A 22415-nucleotide genomic window follows, 5' to 3' on the forward strand; every position below is an offset into this window, starting at 1 on the left:
GAGTCTGAGTCGCTGTCGCTATCTGAGTCACTGTCGGAATCTGAGTCGCTGTCAGAATCTGAATCGCTGTCGGAATCTGAGTCGCTGTCGCTATCGGAATCACTGTCGGAATCGGAGTCACTGTCGCTATCGGAATCACTGTCGGAATCTGAGTCGCTGTCGCTATCGGAATCGCTGTCGGAATCTGAATCGCTGTCGCTATCGGAATCACTGTCGGAGTCTGAGTCGCTGTCGCTATCTGAGTCTGAGTCGCTGTCGCTATCGGAATCGCTGTCGCTGTCGCTATCGGAATCGCTGTCGCTGTCGCTATCGGAATCGCTGTCGGAGTCTGAGTCGCTGTCGCTGTCGCTATCTGAGTCGCTGTCGCTATCTGAGTCACTGTCGGAGTCTGAGTCGCTGTCGGAGTCTGAATCGCTATCGCTATCTGAGTCGCTGTCGCTATCGGAATCACTGTCGGAGTCTGAGTCGCTGTCGCTATCTGAGTCACTGTCGGAATCTGAGTCGCTGTCGCTGTCGGAATCGCTGTCGGAATCGGAGTCGCTGTCGCTATCTGAGTCGCTGTCGGAGTCTGAGTCGCTGTCGCTGTCGCTATCGGAATCGCTGTCGCTATCGGAGTCACTGTCGGAATCTGAATCGCTGTCGCTATCGGAATCACTGTCGCTATCGGAGTCACTGTCGGAATCTGAGTCGCTGTCGCTATCGGAGTCACTGTCGCTATCGGAATCGCTGTCGCTATCTGAGTCGCTGTCGCTATCTGAGTCGCTATCGGAGTCGCTATCGGAATCTGAGTCGCTGTCGCTATCGGAATCACTGTCGCTATCGGAGTCACTGTCGGAATCTGAGTCGCTGTCGGAATCTGAATCTGAGTCGCTGTCGGAGTCGCTATCGGAGTCGCTGTCGGAGTCGGAATCGCTGTCGCTATCTGAGTCACTGTCGGAATCTGAATCACTGTCGGAATCTGAATCACTGTCGGAATCTGAATCACTGTCGGAATCTGAGTCACTGTCGGAATCTGAGTCACTGTCGGAATCTGAGTCACTGTCGGAATCTGAATCGCTGTCGCTATCGGAATCACTGTCGCTATCTGAGTCACTGTCGCTATCTGAGTCACTGTCGGAATCTGAATCGCTGTCGCTATCGGAATCACTGTCGCTATCGGAATCACTGTCGGAATCTGAATCACTGTCGGAATCTGAATCTGAGTCGCTGTCGGAGTCGGAATCGCTGTCGCTATCTGAATCACTGTCGCTGTCGGAATCTGAGTCACTGTCGGAATCTGAATCGCTGTCGCTATCTGAGTCTGAGTCTGAGTCACTGTCGCTATCTGAATCACTGTCGCTGTCGGAATCGGAGTCGCTGTCGCTATCGGAATCGCTGTCGGAGTCTGAGTCGCTGTCGGAGTCTGAGTCGCTGTCGCTATCGGAATCGCTGTCGGAGTCTGAGTCGCTGTCGGAGTCTGAGTCGCTGTCGCTATCGGAGTCACTGTCGGAATCTGAATCACTGTCGGAATCGGAGTCGCTGTCGCTATCGGAATCGCTGTCGGAATCTGAATCGCTGTCGCTATCTGAGTCGCTGTCGCTATCTGAGTCGCTGTCGCTATCTGAGTCACTGTCGGAATCGGAGTCGCTGTCGGAATCTGAATCGCTGTCGGAATCTGAATCGCTGTCGCTATCTGAATCGCTGTCGGAGTCTGAATCGCTGTCATCAATAATTGGGGCTGTTACTGTAACTTCCGGTGATTTATTACCGGCATCATCTTCAAGGCCAACTATAACTTTTTCACCATTAATTAATGGCTCATCAGGCTGAACCTCAAAATTGCCATTAGCATCAACTGTACCTGTGCCAATCGTGTTACCGCCCTCATCTTTAACAATAACAGTCGTACCAGGCTCACCTTTACCTATAACTACAGTTCCATCCTCACTCACTGCAACATCTGTTGGTGCATCTGGCGCTGTCAGATCAGGTGCTGTTGCTTCCACAGGATCCGATTCATTGCCTGATGCATCTGTTGCAGTCACAATGACTGTTTCAGTATTAATTAACGGCTCTTCAAGTTCTACAGTGTAGTCACCGTTTTCATCAGCAATGGCCGTACCTAATACTTCACCATCTACATCTCTAACAATGACTGTCGCACCCGGTTCAGCTTTACCAGTAATCTCAGAGCCGTCCGTATTGAATTCAGCTGTTGGTGCAGTTGGTGCTGTGGTATCCGGTGCAGTAACTGTAACTTCCGGTGATGTATTACCTGCGCCATCTTCAAGCCCAACTGTAACTTCTTCACCATTGGTTAATGGTTCGTCCAGTTCAACTTCAAAGTTGCCGTCTTCATCTACTATACCTGTGCCGATGGTATTACCATCTTCATCTTTGACTGTAACGATGGTGCCAGGTTCGCCTTTACCGGTCACTGTTGTACCGTCTTCACTGACTGCAACATCTGTTGGTGCAGCTGGTGCTGTGGTGTCCGGTGCAGTAACTGTAACTTCCGGTGATGTATTACCTGCGTCATCTTCAAGGCCAACTGTGACTTCTTCACCATTAGTTAATAGTTCGTCCAGTTCAACTTCAAAGTTGCCGTCTTCATCTACTATACCTGTGCCGATGGTATTACCATCTTCATCTTTGACTGTAACGGTGGTACCAGGTTCGCCTTTACCGGTCACTGTTGTACCGTCTTCACTGACTGCAACATCTGTTGGTGCAGCTGGTGCTGTGGTGTCCGGTGCTGTCGCATCAGTAGGAACAGACTCATTATTTGCTGTGTCAGTCGCTGTTACTTTAACTACTTCACCATTTTTCAATGGCTCAGATAAGTTAACAGTGTAGTTGCCATCGCTATCAGCAGTGGCTGTGCCAATAACATTACCATTGGCATCCTTAACTGTAACTTTTGCACCCGGTTCTGTTTTACCGGTAATAGCTGTACCTTCTGCATTAAAAGAAGCAGTCGGCGCAGCAGGTGCTGTCAGATCCGGCGCTGTCGCATCAGTAGGAACAGACTCATTATTTGCTGCGTCAGTTGCTGTTACTTTAACTACTTCACCATTTTTCAATGGCTCAGATAAGTTAACAGTGTAGTTGCCATCGCTATCAGCAGTGGCTGTGCCAATAACATTACCATTGGCATCCTTAACTGTAACTTTTGCACCTGGTTCTGTTTTACCGGTAATAGCTGTACCTTCTGCATTAAAAGAAGCAGTCGGCGCAGCAGGAGCTGTCAGATCCGGCGCTGTCGCTGTAACTTCCGGTGATTTATTACCAGCATCATCTTCAAGGCCAACTGTAACTTCTTCGCCATTGGTTAATGGTTCATCCAGTTCGACTTCAAATGTACCATCTGGATTTACCGTACCAGTACCAATGGTATTGCCTTCTTCATCTTTGACTGTAACTGTCGTGCCAGGTTCACCTTTACCGGTAACCTTTGTACCATCTGCACTCACTGCCACATCTGTTGGTGCAGATGGTGCCGTGGTATCTTTACTGTCTTTTGTTTTATTGTCATTATCATCATCTAATAACAACTTTAATGCAGCAACAGTTGCTAATGGTGCAAGTGCCCATAATGGACTGATGCCATCATGATAAAGCAAAGGTTCGATCTCATCGATATAACCATAGACTGCTTCATCCAATAAAGCACCCGTCTGATCCGTAAATTGAGCCCAAATAAGTTTGTGATCACTATCTTCTAAAACCAGACTATGATTTGATCCTTCTTTAAAGAAGTTAACTATTGTTATCTTTTCGCCAGATTTTAGTACTACAACTGCATTATTTCCTTCTCTCTTTATTTCCAGAACATCGTCGGGATTTAGTTTTAATATGACTACCGCATCTTCTGATAAAGATACGGTGCTACTCTGTATTTCTTCTAAAGTGTTATGACTCTCTTTAGAAACAACTTTTATTTCTGCCATATAGACCTCTATTTAAGATTATCTACCCATAAAAAAAGTATTTTTAATTTAAATATACTTCCCTCCATTACAAAGATAGATAAAATAAATGTCCAATTCAATTCAAAAAATAAACATAAATAACAACTACGTCACAAATATTCATAAGCAGATCTATGTAAATTAAAATACAATCTAGTTTTAAAAAATAAGTTATTGTTTATTAACATGATATAAATTTAAAAAACAATCTATTGATATAAGTAAAAAATACAAGATATAATTAATATGTAATTTAAAAATGATAAAAAATTAATAATTATGTTTTAATTAATGCGTCTATTTAGTACATAATTTTAAATAAATACACACTATATATAAAATCCCCTTACGGGGATCATTTATTAACGTTCTCGTAAAGCTTCTTTGGCCTTATTAAATGGTTTAATTAAGTAATCAAGTATTGTTTTCTGCCCGGTGCGGATATCTACCGTAGCAACCATACCTGGGGTAATGTTAAATGCTGCTCCCTGTTTATTATATAATTTATCTGTATCAGTACGAATATATACACGATAATAAAACTGATCCTGTTTTACTTCATCTCGAATGGTATCGGGTGAAATCACAGTGACCTTGCCTTTTAAACCACCATAGATTGCATAATCATAAGCTGTAATTTTCACCAAAGCTTCCTGCCCTGGATGAATAAAAGCAATATCTCTTGGAGAAATACGAGCTTCTATGAGTAATTGCTCATCAAGAGGGACGATGGTCATTAATTTACCATTTTGTGGTACTACTCCTCCAAGTGTCATCACATCAATTTCTTTTACTATACCTCGAACTGGTGCTCTAAAGACCGCACGGCTTAAAGTATCAGAACGTCCTTTTACAATTTGTTGTTGTTGACCAATATCAGTATTTGCCTTGGATAGTTGTTCTCTTGCATCCACATAATATTTATTACGTATATCATTCATTTGATTTTTTAAATCATTTGCCGAACGCTTTAATCTTAAAACCTCAACTTCACTTGCTGCACCTTTTGCCACCAATGGTTCTGTCATCGCCAATTCTTGCTCAACCAAACGTAATGCCTGCTGTAAGCCCGATATGGTTTCTGTTAAGTTGAAACGACGAGAATTATAAAGTCTTGTTTCTTCTTCAACTAAATTTGGGTATTTTTTGACAGCATCAGGAAAAACCAGTGCTGTTCCATTTACCTCTGCGGTTAATCTGGCCGCAGTGGCTTGAGCCGAGAGTAAAAGCGATTCCGACTCACCAACATTAGATGCAAAGCGTGTTGGGTCGAGCTGTGCCAGAATTTCTCCTTTTTGCACAATATCACCTTCTTGAACATCAAGCTTGGTTAAAATACCACCTTCCAAAGATTGGATAACCTGCTCCTTAGAGGAAGAAATAACTTTTCCAGTACCTGTAGAAACTTCTTCAAGCTTAAACAAAGAGGCCCACAATAAAAGTATTAATAACCCAATACAAATAATCCAAATGGTTAATGATGTTTTTGGTAATTCAGGTTCGTTAAAACCACCTTGCAATTGATGACGTGTTTTTTCTTGTTGATCACTCATGACAATCCCCTAATCTTAGCTTTGTTTCGCTGTTTGTTTCAAAATTTGATCACGGGGACCATCTTTTACAATTTTACCGTTATCGAGAATAATGATGCGATCAACCAGCTCAAGCACAGCCAAACGATGGGTTGAGACAACTAATGTTCTATGTGCCAACCAATTTTTTAGATATTGAATTAATTTTTTCTCGGCTACATCATCTAATGCTGTTGTCGGTTCATCCAACAATAAAATATTAGGTTGTCTTACCAATAAACGTGTAAGAAGTAATGCCTGTCTTTGGCCACCAGATAGCCCTATACCGCCTTCTTTGATGACATAATCCAACCCTTCTTTCTTGGCCTGAATAAAATCATATGCACCTGTGATGATTAATGCCTGCTTTAAATCCTCATCTGATGCAAGCGGCGCACCCAAGCTTAGATTTTCACGAACTGTCCCATAAAATAAATGTGCATTCTGATTCAACAATCCCATATCACGACGCACATCTGCCGGATCAATCAAAGTTAAATCAATTTCATCAAGATACACTTTGCCTGAATTTGCAACTTGCATACCGGACAGGAGTTGTAACAATGTAGATTTACCTGCACCATTTCTTCCCAGCACAGCAATCTTTTCACCTGGCTTAATGAGCAAATTTCCAATCATTAAATCGGCACTGGGCTGTTCCGGATCATATTGAAAAATCACATTCTTTAACTGATATTCCCCCGATATTGCAGGGCGATGTATGAGATGCGCATGATCTTCTTGGTCAACGGGTTTTTGCATTAAAGTATCCAGACTTTGCTTGGCCACTTTTGCCTGTTGCCAGCGTCCCAATACACCTGTTAATTGTGAAATCGGTGCCAGCATACGTGATGATAGAATCGAGCAAGCAACCAATGCACCGGTTGTCATATCTCCTTTCATGACTGCAAAACAACCAACCAAAACGACAATAGCGAAAGTTAATCCTTGAATTTTTTGCGTCCATGCAGTAATCACGCCCACAATTTTGCGCTGTTGCATACTGACATCAGCTGAAGTCTCGTTCATATGATTCCATTGATTTTGGAATCGGGATTCTGCGCGAAGCAATTTAATATCATCAATCCCCTGAACAGATTCCACCAATATCGCATTACGAATAGATGACTCACGCATACCCTCTTGTGCTAGGGCTGCTAATTTCTTTTGCACAAAAATTGCTGGCAGCAGCATTAATGGCACCACCAAAACAATAACCCAGAATAAATTACCGCCAATTAACCAGAAGATTGCCAAAAACAGAAAAAAGAAAGGTAAATCAGCCATGGCAGTGATTGTGGTTGATGTGACCAATTCGCGAATACCATCCAACTCACGAATTTGTGAAATAAAAGTTCCTGTTGATCGAGGGCGCTCACTGTTTTTAATACGTAAAGCATGACCGAATACACGATCAGAAATATTTAAATCGGCACGTTTACCAATGATGTCGGATAAATAAATACGTGCAACCCGCAATACAAATTCAAAAATTGCAGCAATTAAAACACCACTTGCCAGTACCCAAAGCGTCGGAATTGATTGTGAAGGAATGACGCGATCATACACTTGCATAGAGAACACTATCGTAGCAAGTGCTAGAATATTGGCCAGTAATGAGGCCAGCATAATATCGACATAACGTTTCCAGTCTTTAAGTACAATTGACCAAAACCAATTTTTTTGATAAGGCTTAATATATTCGTCCACCCTCGCATCAGGTATGGAACTTTCCGGACGAATGATATAAATTTCCTGAATAATATTTTTTAGTGCAGTCAGAGGAAAAGATTTAGATAAACCCTCATCACCACTAAACTGGACCGCAACTTGCCCTTCATTATCAATTTTTTCAATAACGCCTACCTGTCCATTATCGAAAATTGCCAAAACAGGAAGTCGCCACGGATCAAAAATCTCTTGATTAAAGTTGGTTTTTTTAATTGTTAATCCGACTTGCCGAGCAATAACTGTCAAAATATCTTCTGTTCTTTTTTCTTGTGCCCATTCCAAGTGTAAGCGAATACGCTCCTGTGAAGGATCAATACGATAATGTTTGGCAATGGTAATCACTGCTTGAATTAGTGGTTGATAATCTACAGAAATGCTCATGGTTGCACCTCGAATCCCTGAATTGACATATTATTAAGGTGATATACCTGACGTGAACGTCCTGTTATGCTGATGTACTCAATTAAACTGCTATAAATATCGTATCTGGCATTCTCAAACTCACTATTGGCAGAATGAATTGCCATTTCTGCGGTTAATAAATCCAGAATAGAACGCGTACCTAATTTATATTGTTCCTGATAAAGTTCCCGTGTTTTGACCGTAGTCATTTGTCTTGCACCCAAAACCCGCATTTGCCGTTGTTTATTATCAATCACTTCCCGTGTTGTCCGTACGCTACCCAAAACATCAAGATAAACAGCATTTACTTTTGCTTTTGCTGCTTCTTCTGCATAACTGGCAGAACGGGACTGTGCTGCAACAGAACCACCTTGATAAAAGTTACTGGTCGCTTCAAGCATAATGGAGCTATATAAACCATTATCTTTATTGTTATTCGGATTGACGCCATTCACTGCCTGATTTAAAGAACCTTTTACCGATACCGTAGGATAACGGCTTAAATTTGTTTGCTTTTTTTGTGCTTTGGCAACCTCAACGGAAGCCTGCGCCACCAGCATTTTTGGAATGATATTGAATTTTGGTTCTTCATAAAGATCTGAGAGGATCGCTAAATCCTGAGGAATATCCCATTCTTTATTGATAACATCAAATCCCAGTAAAGTACGTAAATGTTGCTGATACTGGCTAAGTGATGATTGTTGAGCAATCAGACTCGATTGTGCCGATTCAAGATAAGATTGCGCCTGAATTGGATCGGACTGGCTACTAATACCTGCCCTGGCACGCAAATTGGCAATCGATAAAATATATTCAATCCCCTCAATTTGCTGTTCGGCAATTTGAATATTGCGTTTATAACGCTCAATATTAATAATGGAAGCTGCCACATCATATGCAATATCATCAATTGCCACCAAAACATTGGCTTGTTCAACCTGTAACTGTGCTTCCTGAATAGATACATTTGACTTAATCTTTCCAAAGTCATATAGCATCTGGGTTGCACTTAAATTAAATAATTGCCGCCCTCGCTCACCACTGGTTAAATCACCCGTCGTAATTCCACCTGAAAGCTGTGGATAATAACTCGCTTTGGCGACATCAATATTGGCATTTTGTGATGCCAAAGATGCAATGCTTTGTCCAATTTCCGGACTACGCTGCACGGCATGTTTAACTGCGTCCGTTAAATTAATTTTTCCCTGTCTGGCAATACTGGCACCTGACTGTTTAGATAGTATCGGAACGGTCCCGACAACCGGCAATTCCTGAACCTGATTTTGATCAAATTGAAAATCACTCAATTGCTGGAGTTGAACCGTCTTATACCGTTCATCCGATGTGGGGGCCAATAAGCGTGATACCCTTTCTTTATAAGTTAAAGTCGATTCCTCTGCATATAGGGTTGGCATCCACAACATAGATATACAAACCGAAACTGAAAGACGGAAAAACCGCTTCTGATTTTTATCTTTAGACCCTTTAAAAGAATATAATTTCATTCAGTCACTTAACCCATATCAAATGTTATAAGAAATATATTTTTGCCCATAAATATTATTGATTTTTAAAAATGTATAGTCAGGCACAAAATATTCTAGCAATGATAGACTTATAACAACTTTCTTCCTTAAATTATTTATTTACATAAAAACTAAGATATTGAATTTAAAAAATATTTTATAAAAATACACAAAATTATGTTTTATTCTCAAAGACCATTTAATACATAATTTCTATACCAAAAACGATTACAAGAGAATATTTTTAGCAATAAATATAATTTTTTAATCTCTTCAAAATTAAGCTCAACATAATACAAACTATCAAATCAACCTAAAGCCTTGAAGCAAGGCTATGAACATATGAATTATAAGTAATACAAATTGTTTTGATATGATTCTAGTGAACTGCACATTTCAACAAAAATTAGTTTGTCTAAAACAAAAAAGCCCACTTTTACAGTGGGCTTTATGTTGCTGATTTAACAGCGATATTTGGTAGGCATATCCAGACTCGAACTGGAGACCTCTACGATGTCAACGTAGCGCTCTAACCAACTGAGCTATACGCCTAATTGCGTGCATCATAGCATTTTTTGGAAAACAGACAAGTGATTTTATTTTAATTTCTATGCAAATGTATATTTTCCAATCAAATCAATCAACTGCTTTAATTCTGCCTTGGATAAATTGTTGATATAAGTATGCTGTGTATAAAGTTGCATAATCTTGGTCAGTCGTTCATCCACACCATTATGCTGTTGAATGCGTTTCAACCAGCTTAAAACAGGTTCATTTTCCAGTCGTTGTAACTTGACCTGATTGAGCCGTTTAGACAGTTGCTGCAATGCACGATCCAGTCTAGATTGAGGCACACGCTGGCTTCGTGATAAATACCAAATCACAGTGCCAATGATGCTGATGATCGCCAAGAATAAAAGCATAAGTTGTTGAGATAAATGCTCTACAGAGAATCGTTGTAACCAATTGCGCTGCTTATTTTGATCAAATCCGACTACCTTGCTTTGCCATTGATAATTGACATAATCCACCCAGATTCTGGCCTGTGTCAGCCACTGACTTTGTAATCGGTTAAAATGAGCATCGCCAAACAAGCTGCTATTTTGGGCATAGTTTTGCATGCCCTGCTCAATACGTTCTGCCGCAATCGCAGCTGTAGGATCAATACGTACCCACCCCCGATCTTTAAACCAGATTTCAGTCCATGCATGGGCATCAAGTTGACGTACTTCCCATGTTTGTCCATCCAGTGCAGTCTGCCCGCCTTGATAGCCAACAACCACACGGGCAGGAATCCCGGCCATCCGCATTAAATTTACAAAAGCAGAAGCATAATGCTCACAGAATCCCGCACGGGTGTGAAACAGAAAATCATCAATTCGGTTGCCATTTAATAAAGGTGGAGACAGGGTATAAGAAAAATTCTCCTGACTAATCCAATTTAAAATGCGTTGTGCATATCGCTGCGGATTTTCTCCCGACTGGTGCCATAACTGCTCGGAGAATGCTTTGGTTTGCGGATTGGCTTGTGCGGGTAAAGCTAAATTACGTTTTCGGAGTTCTTCTGAAATCTCAAGATTTGCAACCGGATTGGGTTGTAATAATTTAAACTCAAACTGGCGGCGGCGAGTTAATGGAAAAGGCAACTGTATGCTTAAATCCGGCTTTAGCTGTAAGGGCTGTGCAGCAATACTATAGTCCAAAGCATAGGTCCAGTTTTGAAAGGTTGGCTCAATGATCATTTGATAATCTATTGCTTGAAAACGCTGTGTACGGTCTGGCAATTGATACCAAGCTGGTAGCGTTGATGGTGGATTGCTCAGGTCTTTTTGCTGTACAAATGCTGCATATCTGTTACGATCATTCTGCGCCCATTTCAGCCCATTAAAGTCTTCCAGAACCATGGCACGCCAATAGAGTTGTGATTTTGGTGGCATAGATTGTGGTATAGCAAAAATGACACGAAATGCCAGTTCACTGGATTGGCTTAACCTGGCAATATCCCCCGGAGACATTTCATCAGTGACGCCGGTTTTGGCTTGCTGATTTGAGGTTGGCATACTCCATAATGGTGGTAAGCGCGGGAAAAATAAAAATAATACCACCATGATTGGCATTGCAATTAACAGCAGCTTGCCTACTGTTTTAAATGCCTGTTGACGTAACTGTTTGGAAGAAACGTCCTGAATAAGCACTTCTTCATAAGCTGCATGATAGCTTTGCAATTGATACATGCCATAAAAACATGCAAACACCCCGATTAATGCAGCAACTGCCAGCATTAAACCTTGTCCATACAAAAATAAGCTGGCCACAACAAATAAAGCAAAATTCAACTGGATAATGGCATCACGATAATTTTTAACTTCAAATGCTTTGCCTAATAGAATCAAGGCTAATGCTGCACAACCAGCTTCGACACCAAAAAAAGTTTTGTACTGCAAAAAAATAATACCAAGTCCCACAACTACAACGGTATATTGCAGCCATCTGGATTGTGCCTGCCGAAAATTACCTTTGCGATATAATAAAACTTGCCATATGACCAATACCGCAGCCATTAACAAACTTAAGGCGACAGGCATATAAAAAAAATGTGAAATCAATACAGCAAACAATGCCAATAATATGGATTGATAGTTTTTCTGATGAAGGCTAGTTTGGGCCAGTGTTTTTGCTTTATTTTTTTTGAATAGCATCATGGCTCCTGTGCCAACATTAATCTGGCCTGATCATAATGCTGCTCACCCATGCCAAAAGGCAAACTTTGACTCGGTAAAGTCAGATTAAAACCTGTCTGCTGTAAATAAGCCTGTTCCACCAGATACATGAGCTGCCCCAATTTTTCTTCATGTAAACTTGAAGGCATCTGATCATAATAAAAATTTAAGGCATGATGGGGGACTTCTTCAAATTGTTTAACCAGCAATCCTCGTCCTTTGGCATATTGTTGCCATGCAATCCGGTTTAAAGCATCACCAGATTGGAACTCTCGCAAGTGACTAAAATCTTCTGTCCCCTGCTGCTGTTGCTGCAAAAATGATTTAAAGCCAAACTGGGTCAAGTCCACTTCTATTGGTCGAGGTGCAATCCAGACCTGTTTTTGAGGATAGACAAAACTCCACGCACGTATAATGCCAAAAGGATAGACACTATAAAAGTATAAAGGTGTCAGTTGGTACAATCCCCGCTTGGAGACGATGTGATCAAACTGCACGACAAGCGGAGATTTTAAAATGGTGATTTTTTTTGCCTGTTGTAGATATTCACAGCGCAAATGTAAATGAATTTGATTTTTCTGCGGCACAAATTTGAATTTAATCGTAAAAGGCTGTCCAGCTTGTCCCAGCTCTGCGACTTCATAAGTAATGTTTAACCCATATAACTGCCGAAATGCCAGATAAAAGCTCAACAGTAAAATACTTGATAGCAAAAAGCATAGGGCTAAAACCAGATTATTGCCGTAGTTAATGCCTGCAATAAAAGTAATTAACAGTAATACCAGATAAAGATAGCCTTCACGATTAAAAAATACCAACACATCCCGCTGTGCCAGCGTTTTAGAACCTTTTAACTGAAAGCGTCTGCTCAGCCAATTTTGCCAATACTTTTTTAACAAAGACATAGATCGCGCCAGATTCTATAAGGGAACGTGTTTAAGTGCTTGTTGCACTTCGGCTTCTGATAAATGAATACGATGGGCAACCACAGCAGCAAAGACAGCCTGTACATCTTCATGAATGACATAATAGCGTCCCTCAACGATCGCATATGCCTGTGCAGCACGTTTTAAAGCCAGCAATCCTCGAGTAGACAACCCCACCACCTTGCTTCTGCTCCAAGCCGCCAAGGCTTGTAAATAATCAATCATTTGATCGGAAATCAGCACTTGTGCTCTCAGATGCTGTAATTGCAGAACAGTGTGTACTGTCAAAATTGGCTCAATATGCGCCAGTAATTTTCGGCGATCTTCACCTTTTAATAAAATTCTTTCCGCTTCAGCTGAAGGATAGCCCATCGATAAACGCATCAAAAACCGGTCCAGTTGGGATTCTGGTAAAGGATAGGTACCTGATTGTTGCAGGGGGTTTTGTGTAGCCAGCACCCAAAATGGTTTCGGCAATACATGACGTACCCCTTCAATCGATACTGCGCCCTCTTCCATTGCTTCAAGCAAGGCACTTTGGGTTTTTGGACTACTGCGGTTAATTTCATCGGCCAATAGAATCTGACTAAAAATTGCACCTTGATTAAACTCAAACTGGGCTTTTTCAGGATGAAAAATATTACTCCCCAAAATATCACTGGGTAATAAGTCATTTGTAAATTGAATACGCTGATAATGTAAACCTGAAAGTGTTGCCAAAGCCTGTGCCAGCGTGGTTTTACCCAATCCGGGTAAATCCTCGAATAAGACATGTCCACCAGCAATCAGCGCACAGACAGAAAGTTTAATTTGCTGGGATTTGTCTAGAACGATTTGATTTAAACTATCCAAATATTGCAAAAGATTCGGATAAATTGCAGCAATTTGTTCTGCAAGTTCATGATTTGCAATATGCTGGTCGTTTAACTGATGATCTGGTTTAGCTGTTTTGTTTTCTGCTCTGGACAAAAGCATCGTTCTTCCAAAAAAATAGTGCACTCAGGTAGAGTACACTATTTTTTATCGATGACTAATTGAAAATTAGCACTTATTTAACACGGACACTTCTTCATATTTCCGCCTTTACTCGGATAACGCGCATCCACACAGTAACGATGGAAAGTCTTTTCATCCATAGGGGTTAAATCCGGATGATGGTTCTGCATATGAGTCAGATAAGTTTGATAATCGGGTACGCCAACCATCAAACGAAAACTTTGTTGTAAGCGTTGCCATAATACGGCAACACGTGACCAGTTCTTTGGCGACAGCAATAAATTCTTTTGCGACATAATCGTGAATTTAATAATTTTCACAATAATTGTCTTACCTTGTAGCGCCATTTTAAAATTCATACTTACTCTCCCTGAATACGATTTGCAGTCACAGGAACATCGGTATAAATCGCTTCCGACTCATTAACAGTTGGGACAGGACTTTTTAATGCGCGACGGATTGCACCTATTGACGCAATCAACATCACCACCGCAACAATCATAAAGAATGCACATAACACCGCATTAATCTGATTAGATAAAATCACAGTTTGCATTTCCGCAACAGTTTTTGCCGGTGCGAGTAGTTCACCACGGCTTAATGCATCAGAGAAACGATTGGCCTGTGCCAGAAAACCAATTTTTGGATTTTCATGGAAAATCTTTTGCCAGCCGGCAGTCATACAGGTAATAAACAAAAAAACTGTTGGGACAATGGTGACCCATACATATTTTTGTTTCTTCATTTTAAATAAAATAACTGTACCTAAAAGCAATGCCATGGCTGCAAGCATTTGGTTACCAATACCAAATAACGGCCACAATGAATTGATCCCACCCAATGGATCAACCACACCTTGATAGACAAAGAAGCCCCAACCTGCAACGGCAACGGCTGTACCCAGTAAATTACCAAAGAAATTATGAGAATTTTTTACTGCGGGAATCACAATACCCACCGTATCTTGCACCATAAAACGACAGGCACGCGTACCAGCATCCACCGCGGTTAAAATGAATAATGCTTCAAACAAAATGGCAAAATGATACCAAAATGACATCATGGCACGACTATTAAAAATCTCGGAAATAATATGTGCCATACCAATCGCAAAAGTCGGTGCACCGCCCGTACGTGACAAAATGGTTTCTTCACCCACTTCTTTTGCCAGTACCGTCAACATTTCCGGTGTCACCACAAAACCCAGATTACGCACCGCTTCGGCAGCACTTTCTACAGTTGTTCCCAAAACAGCTGCGGGCGCATTAATGGCAAAATAAATACCCGGATCAAGCACTGTGGCACAGATCATCGCCATCACTGCCACAAACGATTCCATTAACATACCACCATAACCAATCATACGAATATTTGATTCGTTATCGACCAGTTTGGGTGTGGTGCCACTTGAAACCAGCGCATGGAATCCGGAAATCGCACCACAGGCAATGGTAATAAATAAGAATGGGAACATTGAACCCGAAAATACCGGACCTGTACCATCGATAAAATGCGTCACCGCGGGCATTTTCATTTGCGGTAATGCCACCACAATACCAATAGCCAAACCAGCGATTACACCAATTTTCAGAAAGGTCGAAAGATAATCACGAGGTGCCAGTAACAACCAGACAGGCAAGGCTGAAGCAACAAATCCATAGATGATCAGTGCCCAGGTTAACTGTGTACCCGAAAGCGTGAAAAATGGTCCCCAATAAGGATCAGCAGCGATATGTCCACCATACACAATGCCAAGCATCATCAGGACAAAACCAATAATAGAAACTTCTGCGATTTTACCCGGGCGGATATAACGCATATAAATGCCCATGAACAAGGCAATTGGAATGGTTGCTGCAATACTAAACACACCCCACGGGCTATGGGCCAGTGCCTTAACCACCACCAATGCCAATACAGCAAGGATAATGATCATTACGCCCAGCGCACCGAGCATAACGATAATACCGGCAAAGGAACCCAGTTCCTGTTTTGCCATTTCACCCAATGATTTTCCATCACGCCGGGTCGAAATAAACAACACCAGAAAATCCTGAACCGCACCAGCCAATACCACACCAACCAATAGCCAGATGGTACCGGGCAGATAACCCATTTGTGCAGCAAGAATCGGCCCAACCAATGGGCCTGCACCGGCAATCGCAGCAAAATGATGCCCGAACAAGACATATTTATTGGTCGGCACATAATCCAGACCATCGGCTAAGCGATGCGCTGGGGTCAGACGTTTAGGATTTAACTCAAATACTTTCTGTGCAATAAATAAACTGTAAAAACGATACGCTATGCTATAAATACAGATGGCAGCAAGTACCAGCCATACTGCATTGACATGCTCACCTCGACTGACTGCCAGCACCCCAAAAGATACTGCGCCTACAATGGCCACCAAGCTCCAGATAATTTTAGACTGTAGCGTAGATTTTGTCTGAATCGCATCCATGTTTAACCTCATCAATTGATTCTACAAGCTTTAGACTTGTTGATACCTCATCCTTGATCTTGACAAATCAGCTAAACTAAACCTAAGCGTGTTGTTTTTACATCTGATCAAACCTCAGATTCGCAATGTCTAGGCAAAATTTAGATCTTGTCACTATTGTGCTCACTTGGCCTTACGGTTACCCATTTCCCATACTGAACGTGGTAAAAGTTGATAAGGATAGATGTATTGATCTTTCATTATCAAGTTTTATAACGCTTTTATGTCAGCCAAATTACAACACGACTCAATCATGAAATATCAATGCACTTAGTTTACTGTATTTAGTATTTGTATTCTTGTGACTTTATCCCGGTTTACCTATTCTTTTCTACGACTTTGGCATTAAAAAAGGACGATTTCCATCGTCCTTTTGACAAATTGCACAAAAAATGGCAATTAAGCACGTTCCAGATATTCACCTGTCCGTGTATCCACACGAATGCTTTCGTCTTGTTGTACAAATAACGGTACACGCACCACGGCACCTGTTTCTAATTTTGCCGGTTTGCCACCAGTACCTGCGGTATCGCCTTTAACACCTGGATCGGTTTCAACAATTTTTAATACCACGAAATTTGGTGCACTCACATTTAAAGGCACGCCATTGAATAGCATAATGCTGCATTTTTCGTTGGAATCGTCTTTCAACCATTTCACAGCATCGCCCATTGCCGTTTTTTCGGCTGCGAGTTGCTCAAAATTTTCCGGATTCATGAAATGCCACATTTCGCCATCGTTATAGAGATAATCCATCTCAACTTCAACAATATCAGCAGCTTCTAAAGACTCACCGGATTTAAAAGTTTTTTCCAATACCTTACCGGTTCTAAGATTACGCAATTTCACACGGTTAAAGGCTTGTCCCTTACCAGGTTTTACGTATTCATTTTCCATGATTGAACATGGGTTACCATCAAGCATCAATTTTAAGCCTTGCTTGAATTCATTTGTAGAATAATAGGCCATAACTGGCACACTCCAAACTTAATAAACTATCACTATGTTAGAACCTGTTGATATTTCATCGATGGTTGCGATATGCGCCGTGTAAGGCGCAAGACTTTTAAGCAACAACGCTACCTATTTATCAAATGTCAACAGACCCTATATAATGCCCTATCGCATTATCTAAATCGTGTCGAATGATAAACTATTTATTCCAAGAGAAAAACTGGCAATCGCAACTGAGTGATCTAATTACCGATCCTTTGCAGCTAATTTCCTGCCTAAATCTCTCACCAGATGATCTAAATTCTCAGGCGTTACTTGCCCATCAGCAATTCAAACTACGCGTTCCGAGACAATTCGTAGACAAAATGCAAATCGGTAATGCTTACGATCCTTTGTTTTTACAAGTTTTCCCGCATCATCTGGAAATGCAAGAAAACAGTGAATTTAGTCTGGATCCTCTGGGCGAACGTGATGCCAATGCCCTCCCCGGCATGCTACATAAGTATAAGTCCCGAATTTTAATGACACTGACCGGTGCCTGTGCCATTCATTGTCGCTATTGTTTTCGCCGGCATTTTCCCTATCAGGAAAATTTACCCAAAGACAAAGACTGGTTGGCCATTAAACAATACATTGTTGCCCATCCCGACATTAATGAAATTATTTTGAGTGGTGGAGACCCCTTATCGATATCCAATGAAAAGCTGGCAAAATGGGTAGGTTATTTTGAACAGCTCCCACAGATCAAAACATTAAGAATCCACACACGGCTGCCTGTGGTGATTCCACAACGTATTGATGATGCTTTATTGCATATTCTGTCATCGAGTCGTTTAAACAAGATCATGGTCGTCCACAGTAATCATGCCAATGAACTCGACTCAGATTTTGACATTGCAATGCAAAAACTTGTCCAACATGGTGTGACTATTTTTAATCAATCTGTACTGTTAAAAGGCGTAAATGATAATTGTATCACTTTGACTGAACTCAGCTATCGACTGTTTCAGGCACGTGTGTTACCTTATTATCTGCATGTTTTGGATAAAGTAAGTGGTGCTTCACACTTTCTGATTTCAGATCAAAGGGCACAAAATATCTACCAAGACCTATTAAAAGAATTACCAGGTTATTTGATGCCAAAGTTGGTGAGAGAGATTCATGGGGAGCAACATAAAACCCCATTAAATATTTATTAAGGTGAAGATAGGATTTGCTAGGGGTGCAAAGAATGGTCGTAAAACTCGACAAATTATTTGATGAGAATATTGTATTAGATCTTAAAATTTTGACCTATATTCCGAATATTAAAAAAGATCTTGATATTTGGACTGCATCTTTGGCAGAACTTGAGCTTGGCGAAGCCGCAAAACAAATTTTTATCACTTTACTGGAATTGCGTCGACTTGATTGTCATGATTTTGTCCGTTTTCAGATCATACAGCAAATAGAACCCAATTTATCTCATCTGTTATTGTCATTGGAACAACATTATTTAAGTAATTCTTTACTGGACACCAAGCGTGATCAGCAAATTTCTGAACTGGTACTGGAAATTAAAAGTAACCATGCGTTGTTATATATCGAACTATTTAAGCGCACGCAGGCTACATTAGAAACCTATAAATTTTCTTTTTTCGATTTTAATTTAAAAAAGAAATTAAATGTATTTCGCAAGCAAACGGCAATTTTAGCCATCAACCATCTGACTAATCTACTCTATTCCTTACAATTGCTCTATCTTGATGTACCGAAAAATTTCTGGACATCGGCCTATTATATTTATCAAATTGCCTGTTTTTATCAGTTTAATCTGGATAAAGTAGAAAAAATAGCTGAGCAATCCATAGACATAGATTCCACTGAAAAAGCTTTTGCACAATTAATTCTGTTGTCATTATTAAATAGTCATAAACTGCGTCAATCCGAAATCAAGGAATTGATGCAATGTATTGCCTATTGGACGTCACTCATCCATTTTTCTGAAAATCAAGGTCATCAAAGCCACTATTATCTTGATATTCAATCTGACATCGGTCCAAAATTAAATTTACAAAACGATATTCAACATCAAAATTTCTATTATATTAATACAATGGAATTGGCTTCCTATATTGAATCTACTTTACATCCGAATGCCCATTATTACTCCAAGGTGGAAGAAAAATCTTTAACTCAGGTATTAAAGCGTCATATTGTTACCACGCTTAACCTAAATCCCAGTCGAATTCGGCCTCGATATGAAGAACAAGGCACACTCGAAGTCACGCTCGGCATTACCTCGGCACATTTCTTTTTATCCCATGCAAAACATTTTAAGGAAACGCTGGATTTAGATATAGATTTATCACTACAAAGTAACAATCAGGTTTTATCTCAAATCTCTAGTGATAAAGAAATTCAACTCTCTTCACGCACGCATGAACAACGATTCAATGCGGAAATCACCAGAATCTATCACGCAGATATTATCAACCGTAGTGAAAATGGTTATGGTTTACAATGGCATAGTCAGGTGATTAAGAATTTAAGAAACGGCGAATTTATTTTAATCAAAGAACATCAAGATAAAGTCTGGACAGGCGCACTGATTCGCTGGATGAAACACAGCCAGCAGCAATCGCTAGAATTTGGTATCGAGATAATTACCAAATCCATGTGTTCACTGGCCGTTTCTATTCCAAAGCAAAATACGGCACTCCCCATTTATCATCCTGCAATTTTATATAAAAATGATGATCTGGATTACGCCATCATCTTACCCAGTGCACAAGTATTTTATGAAAATCAAAACTTGTTACTTCGCTTGGGCCAAAATGAGTTTAAAATCTTTTTAAAGCATAGCAGCATTTTGACACAGAGCTGCGCCATCTTTAGTTTTGATTTACTCGAAAGATCAAAACAACCGATGATGGATCGATATTTCGAGCATCAAATTTCTACGTTACAAACACAAGATTTGTGGGAATCTCTTAAATGAAATTAGCAACCACTGATAAAAAGCTGAAAAGCCACGTTATTCGTTTTTTAATGGTCGATAATCAGCAAATCACCTTTAACAAAATTAATGAGACTTTAGAACAACGTTTAAATGGGGTACAAAGTAAATTACTCGATGATCAAAAATCGTTTGAAAAGATGCTTAACCTACAATGGGATGTCATTATTTTCCATGTGGCTTATGATTTTAATTTTGAACAAGCACTAACAATTATCCATGAAAAAAATAAAAAACTTGCGGTCATTCTACTCAGTGATATCAATGCCAAAAGTGCCGAAGCATTCAATATCTTAAAACTGGGTATTTATGACATCATTGATCATAATAATTTAGATCATCTAACCTTAAGTCTCTATCGTGCCTCAATCTATAGCCGTCTGGTACGACGTGAGCTACAATTAAATCTGGAAATCGATAAATTACAACAGCAAACCCAGAGTCTGGTTGAAACCACTGAACATGCCGTAGCTATTTTTCAAGAAGGCATACATTTATCGATGAACCTACAATATGCAAAATTATTTGGTGCCAATGACCCGGAAGAGTTTTCAGGTTTACCGATTCTGGATATTCTGCAACCGCAAGACATCAATGAATTTAAGCAATTCTTTAAAAAACTCTCAAAAGGTGATTTAAGTCAGCCTGTTTTAAAGATCATTACTCGCAATCCACACTTGAAAGATCATACCTTGCGTTTACAATTTTCCAATGCCGAATTTGACAATGAACCCGCCTTACAACTCATTATTGCAACTGAAAATGAGCTGTCTATAACTAGAACTGGACAACAAGGACCTGGTTTTGCTTCAGTACAGGACATCTACGATCTACTAAACTTTGCGTTTATCCAAAATTCAAAATTAGCAGTGATTATTTATCGAGTGGATCAACTTCCTGAACATGTTATTACTCAGAATTGGAATAGTAGCCGTGTTTATTTTGCCGAGATAGAAAAAGAATTAATATTACTCACAGAAAATGAGCTATTAAGACTATCTGAGACTGTTTTTCTGACCACTCTGGCAATTAATGATCAAGCCACATTAGTACAGAACTTAAAACAATTTTCTTTGCAGCTCCCAACACAACTTGATATTTTACAGCAGACTTATCCGGTCAATATCCATCTATCTGCACAACTATTAGAACATTTACCACAAGAAGGCGATATTACAGCTTTACTTGAACAAACATTTAAACATGGCTTTGATGCAAAACTTGCCACTTTTAAAGATCAACTGGCAAGTCCTATCGAAGCCCAACAGGAACAAACAAAAATTAGCTTTGGCGCACCTATTACTGAGCCTTCAATACATGCAGCCACTTTATCTTCTCATATTCCGAGTGATGCGACACAAAAAGCCTTGGCAAAACATATTGATAACAATACGATTCAGCTATATTTTCAACAATTGTATGATAAAGAAGATATCGATACCGATATTTATGAAGTGACATCCAGCTTTCAGTATGAAAATAAAGCGATTGCACTAGAGTCTTTTGCAGGTTTATTTGCCAATCCGGAGCTAGCCATCAAAACCGATCGTTGGGTTCTGGTAGAAGCGTCAAAACGCTTACATCAATTCTTGACGACCTGCCCTAAAAGCCGAATCGTGGTCAATCTCCATGCAATTAGCCTGAGTGATCCAAATCTTATTCCTTTGCTGGCCAAACTGGTTAACCTGATTAATTCCAAATATACTCGTCCATTGATCCTCCAATTTGAAGAACGAGATATTTTAGCCAATATTAATGGCGCTGCAAAATTTATCCAGGCTATTCAGGATTATAATATTGGTATAGCCGTTGCCAATTTTGGTCAATCCATCTATTGCGTTAATATCTTGCAGCAACTCAAGATTTCATTTGCAAAACTGGCCCCTGAGTTTACGGCACAATTACATAATGACGACGGTCTGATCGAACTTCAGGAAAAACTGGATGTCTTTAAACAATATGATCAGGACATTAAATTCCTGATCAGTGAACTCAATGATATGACCCTATTTGCCAATGCTTGGAATATTGATGTACGTTATTTACAAGGCGATTATTTTCAGGCCAAACAAAATCATTTCCTTGATAGTGCAGGTTAAACTGCGCTGTTCCAACTTTTTATGCGACACAAAAAAACG

General features: G+C 40.3%; 13 protein-coding genes and 1 tRNA gene. 3 read left to right on the plus strand and 11 right to left on the minus strand.

Going from position 1 to position 22415, the window contains the following annotated elements; genetic code table 11:
* The 11 genes from CRO21_RS17855 to efp all read right to left on the minus strand — a co-directional run.
* A partial coding sequence (locus tag CRO21_RS17855) for an Ig-like domain-containing protein (protein WP_141398142.1) occupies positions 1-3929 on the minus strand: 3929 nt, incomplete at its 3' end.
* A 383-nt stretch (positions 3930-4312) separates the two neighbouring features.
* Positions 4313-5503 carry an HlyD family type I secretion periplasmic adaptor subunit gene (locus CRO21_RS16465; RefSeq protein WP_097080401.1) on the minus strand — a complete coding sequence of 397 codons (1191 nt, stop codon included), beginning with the start codon at positions 5501-5503 and terminating at the stop codon, positions 4313-4315.
* A 15-nt stretch (positions 5504-5518) separates the two neighbouring features.
* On the minus strand, positions 5519-7633 hold the full coding sequence (locus CRO21_RS16470; protein WP_097080402.1) for a type I secretion system permease/ATPase: 2115 nt from the start codon (positions 7631-7633) through the stop codon (positions 5519-5521).
* The gene (locus CRO21_RS16475; RefSeq protein WP_228150483.1) at positions 7630-9078 is read right to left on the minus strand and encodes a TolC family protein; all 1449 of its coding nucleotides are present in this window, start codon (positions 9076-9078) and stop codon (positions 7630-7632) included. The genes CRO21_RS16470 and CRO21_RS16475 overlap by 4 nt, the downstream gene beginning before the upstream one ends.
* A gap of 577 nt (positions 9079-9655) precedes the next feature.
* Positions 9656-9732, minus strand: a tRNA-Val gene (locus tag CRO21_RS16480).
* Positions 9733-9788: 56 nt separating this feature from the next.
* Positions 9789-11879 carry a transglutaminase family protein gene (locus tag CRO21_RS16485; RefSeq protein ID WP_171294079.1) on the minus strand — a complete coding sequence of 697 codons (2091 nt, stop codon included), beginning with the start codon at positions 11877-11879 and terminating at the stop codon, positions 9789-9791.
* Positions 11879-12805 (minus strand): DUF58 domain-containing protein, encoded by a 927-nt coding sequence (locus tag CRO21_RS16490; protein WP_097080405.1) that lies wholly within the window; start codon positions 12803-12805, stop codon positions 11879-11881. The genes CRO21_RS16485 and CRO21_RS16490 overlap by 1 nt, the downstream gene beginning before the upstream one ends.
* Before the next feature lie 15 nt (positions 12806-12820).
* Positions 12821-13801, minus strand: a complete 981-nt coding sequence (locus CRO21_RS16495; protein WP_097080406.1) for an AAA family ATPase — start codon at positions 13799-13801, stop codon at positions 12821-12823.
* 77 nt (positions 13802-13878) lie between these two features.
* On the minus strand, positions 13879-14181 hold the full coding sequence (locus CRO21_RS16500) for a YbdD/YjiX family protein (RefSeq protein WP_097080407.1): 303 nt from the start codon (positions 14179-14181) through the stop codon (positions 13879-13881).
* Positions 14182-14183: 2 nt separating this feature from the next.
* Positions 14184-16286, minus strand: a complete 2103-nt coding sequence (locus CRO21_RS16505; RefSeq protein ID WP_097080408.1) for a carbon starvation CstA family protein — start codon at positions 16284-16286, stop codon at positions 14184-14186.
* A gap of 438 nt (positions 16287-16724) precedes the next feature.
* Complete coding sequence (gene efp / locus CRO21_RS16510) at positions 16725-17294, minus strand: elongation factor P (RefSeq protein WP_097080409.1); 570 nt, start codon at positions 17292-17294, stop codon at positions 16725-16727.
* A gap of 176 nt (positions 17295-17470) precedes the next feature.
* On the opposite strand from efp, the gene epmB reads away from it, so the two are divergent.
* The 3 genes from epmB to CRO21_RS16525 are packed head-to-tail and all read left to right on the plus strand — an operon-like array spanning position 17471 to position 22376.
* On the plus strand, positions 17471-18478 hold the full coding sequence (gene epmB / locus CRO21_RS16515; protein WP_097080410.1) for an EF-P beta-lysylation protein EpmB: 1008 nt from the start codon (positions 17471-17473) through the stop codon (positions 18476-18478).
* 32 nt (positions 18479-18510) lie between these two features.
* On the plus strand, positions 18511-20259 hold the full coding sequence (locus CRO21_RS16520) for a hypothetical protein (RefSeq protein ID WP_097080411.1): 1749 nt from the start codon (positions 18511-18513) through the stop codon (positions 20257-20259).
* Complete coding sequence (locus CRO21_RS16525; protein ID WP_097080412.1) at positions 20256-22376, plus strand: EAL domain-containing protein; 2121 nt, start codon at positions 20256-20258, stop codon at positions 22374-22376. Before CRO21_RS16520 ends, CRO21_RS16525 begins: the two co-directional genes overlap by 4 nt.
* Positions 22377-22415: the final 39 nt, after the last annotated feature.

Origin of the sequence: Acinetobacter puyangensis (genome assembly GCF_900096995.1) — a bacterium.
GTDB classification, from domain to species: Bacteria; Pseudomonadota; Gammaproteobacteria; order Pseudomonadales; family Moraxellaceae; genus Acinetobacter; species Acinetobacter puyangensis.

Excerpts from the sequence above, each read along its gene's own strand:
- CRO21_RS16470 (WP_097080402.1), bottom strand. The coding sequence starts at position 7,633 with ATGAGCATTTCTGTAGATTATCAACCACTAATTCAAGCAGTGATTACC.
- CRO21_RS16465 (WP_097080401.1), bottom strand. The coding sequence starts at position 5,503 with ATGAGTGATCAACAAGAAAAAACACGTCATCAATTGCAAGGTGGTTTT.
- CRO21_RS16485 (WP_171294079.1), bottom strand. The coding sequence starts at position 11,879 with ATGCTATTCAAAAAAAATAAAGCAAAAACACTGGCCCAAACTAGCCTT.
- CRO21_RS16505 (WP_097080408.1), bottom strand. The coding sequence starts at position 16,286 with ATGGATGCGATTCAGACAAAATCTACGCTACAGTCTAAAATTATCTGG.
- epmB (WP_097080410.1), top strand. The coding sequence starts at position 17,471 with ATGATAAACTATTTATTCCAAGAGAAAAACTGGCAATCGCAACTGAGT.
- CRO21_RS16490 (WP_097080405.1), bottom strand. The coding sequence starts at position 12,805 with ATGTCTTTGTTAAAAAAGTATTGGCAAAATTGGCTGAGCAGACGCTTT.
- CRO21_RS16475 (WP_228150483.1), bottom strand. The coding sequence starts at position 9,078 with ATGTTGTGGATGCCAACCCTATATGCAGAGGAATCGACTTTAACTTAT.
- CRO21_RS16500 (WP_097080407.1), bottom strand. The coding sequence starts at position 14,181 with ATGAATTTTAAAATGGCGCTACAAGGTAAGACAATTATTGTGAAAATT.
- CRO21_RS16520 (WP_097080411.1), top strand. The coding sequence starts at position 18,511 with ATGGTCGTAAAACTCGACAAATTATTTGATGAGAATATTGTATTAGAT.
- CRO21_RS16495 (WP_097080406.1), bottom strand. The coding sequence starts at position 13,801 with ATGCTTTTGTCCAGAGCAGAAAACAAAACAGCTAAACCAGATCATCAG.
- efp (WP_097080409.1), bottom strand. The coding sequence starts at position 17,294 with ATGGCCTATTATTCTACAAATGAATTCAAGCAAGGCTTAAAATTGATG.
- CRO21_RS16525 (WP_097080412.1), top strand. The coding sequence starts at position 20,256 with ATGAAATTAGCAACCACTGATAAAAAGCTGAAAAGCCACGTTATTCGT.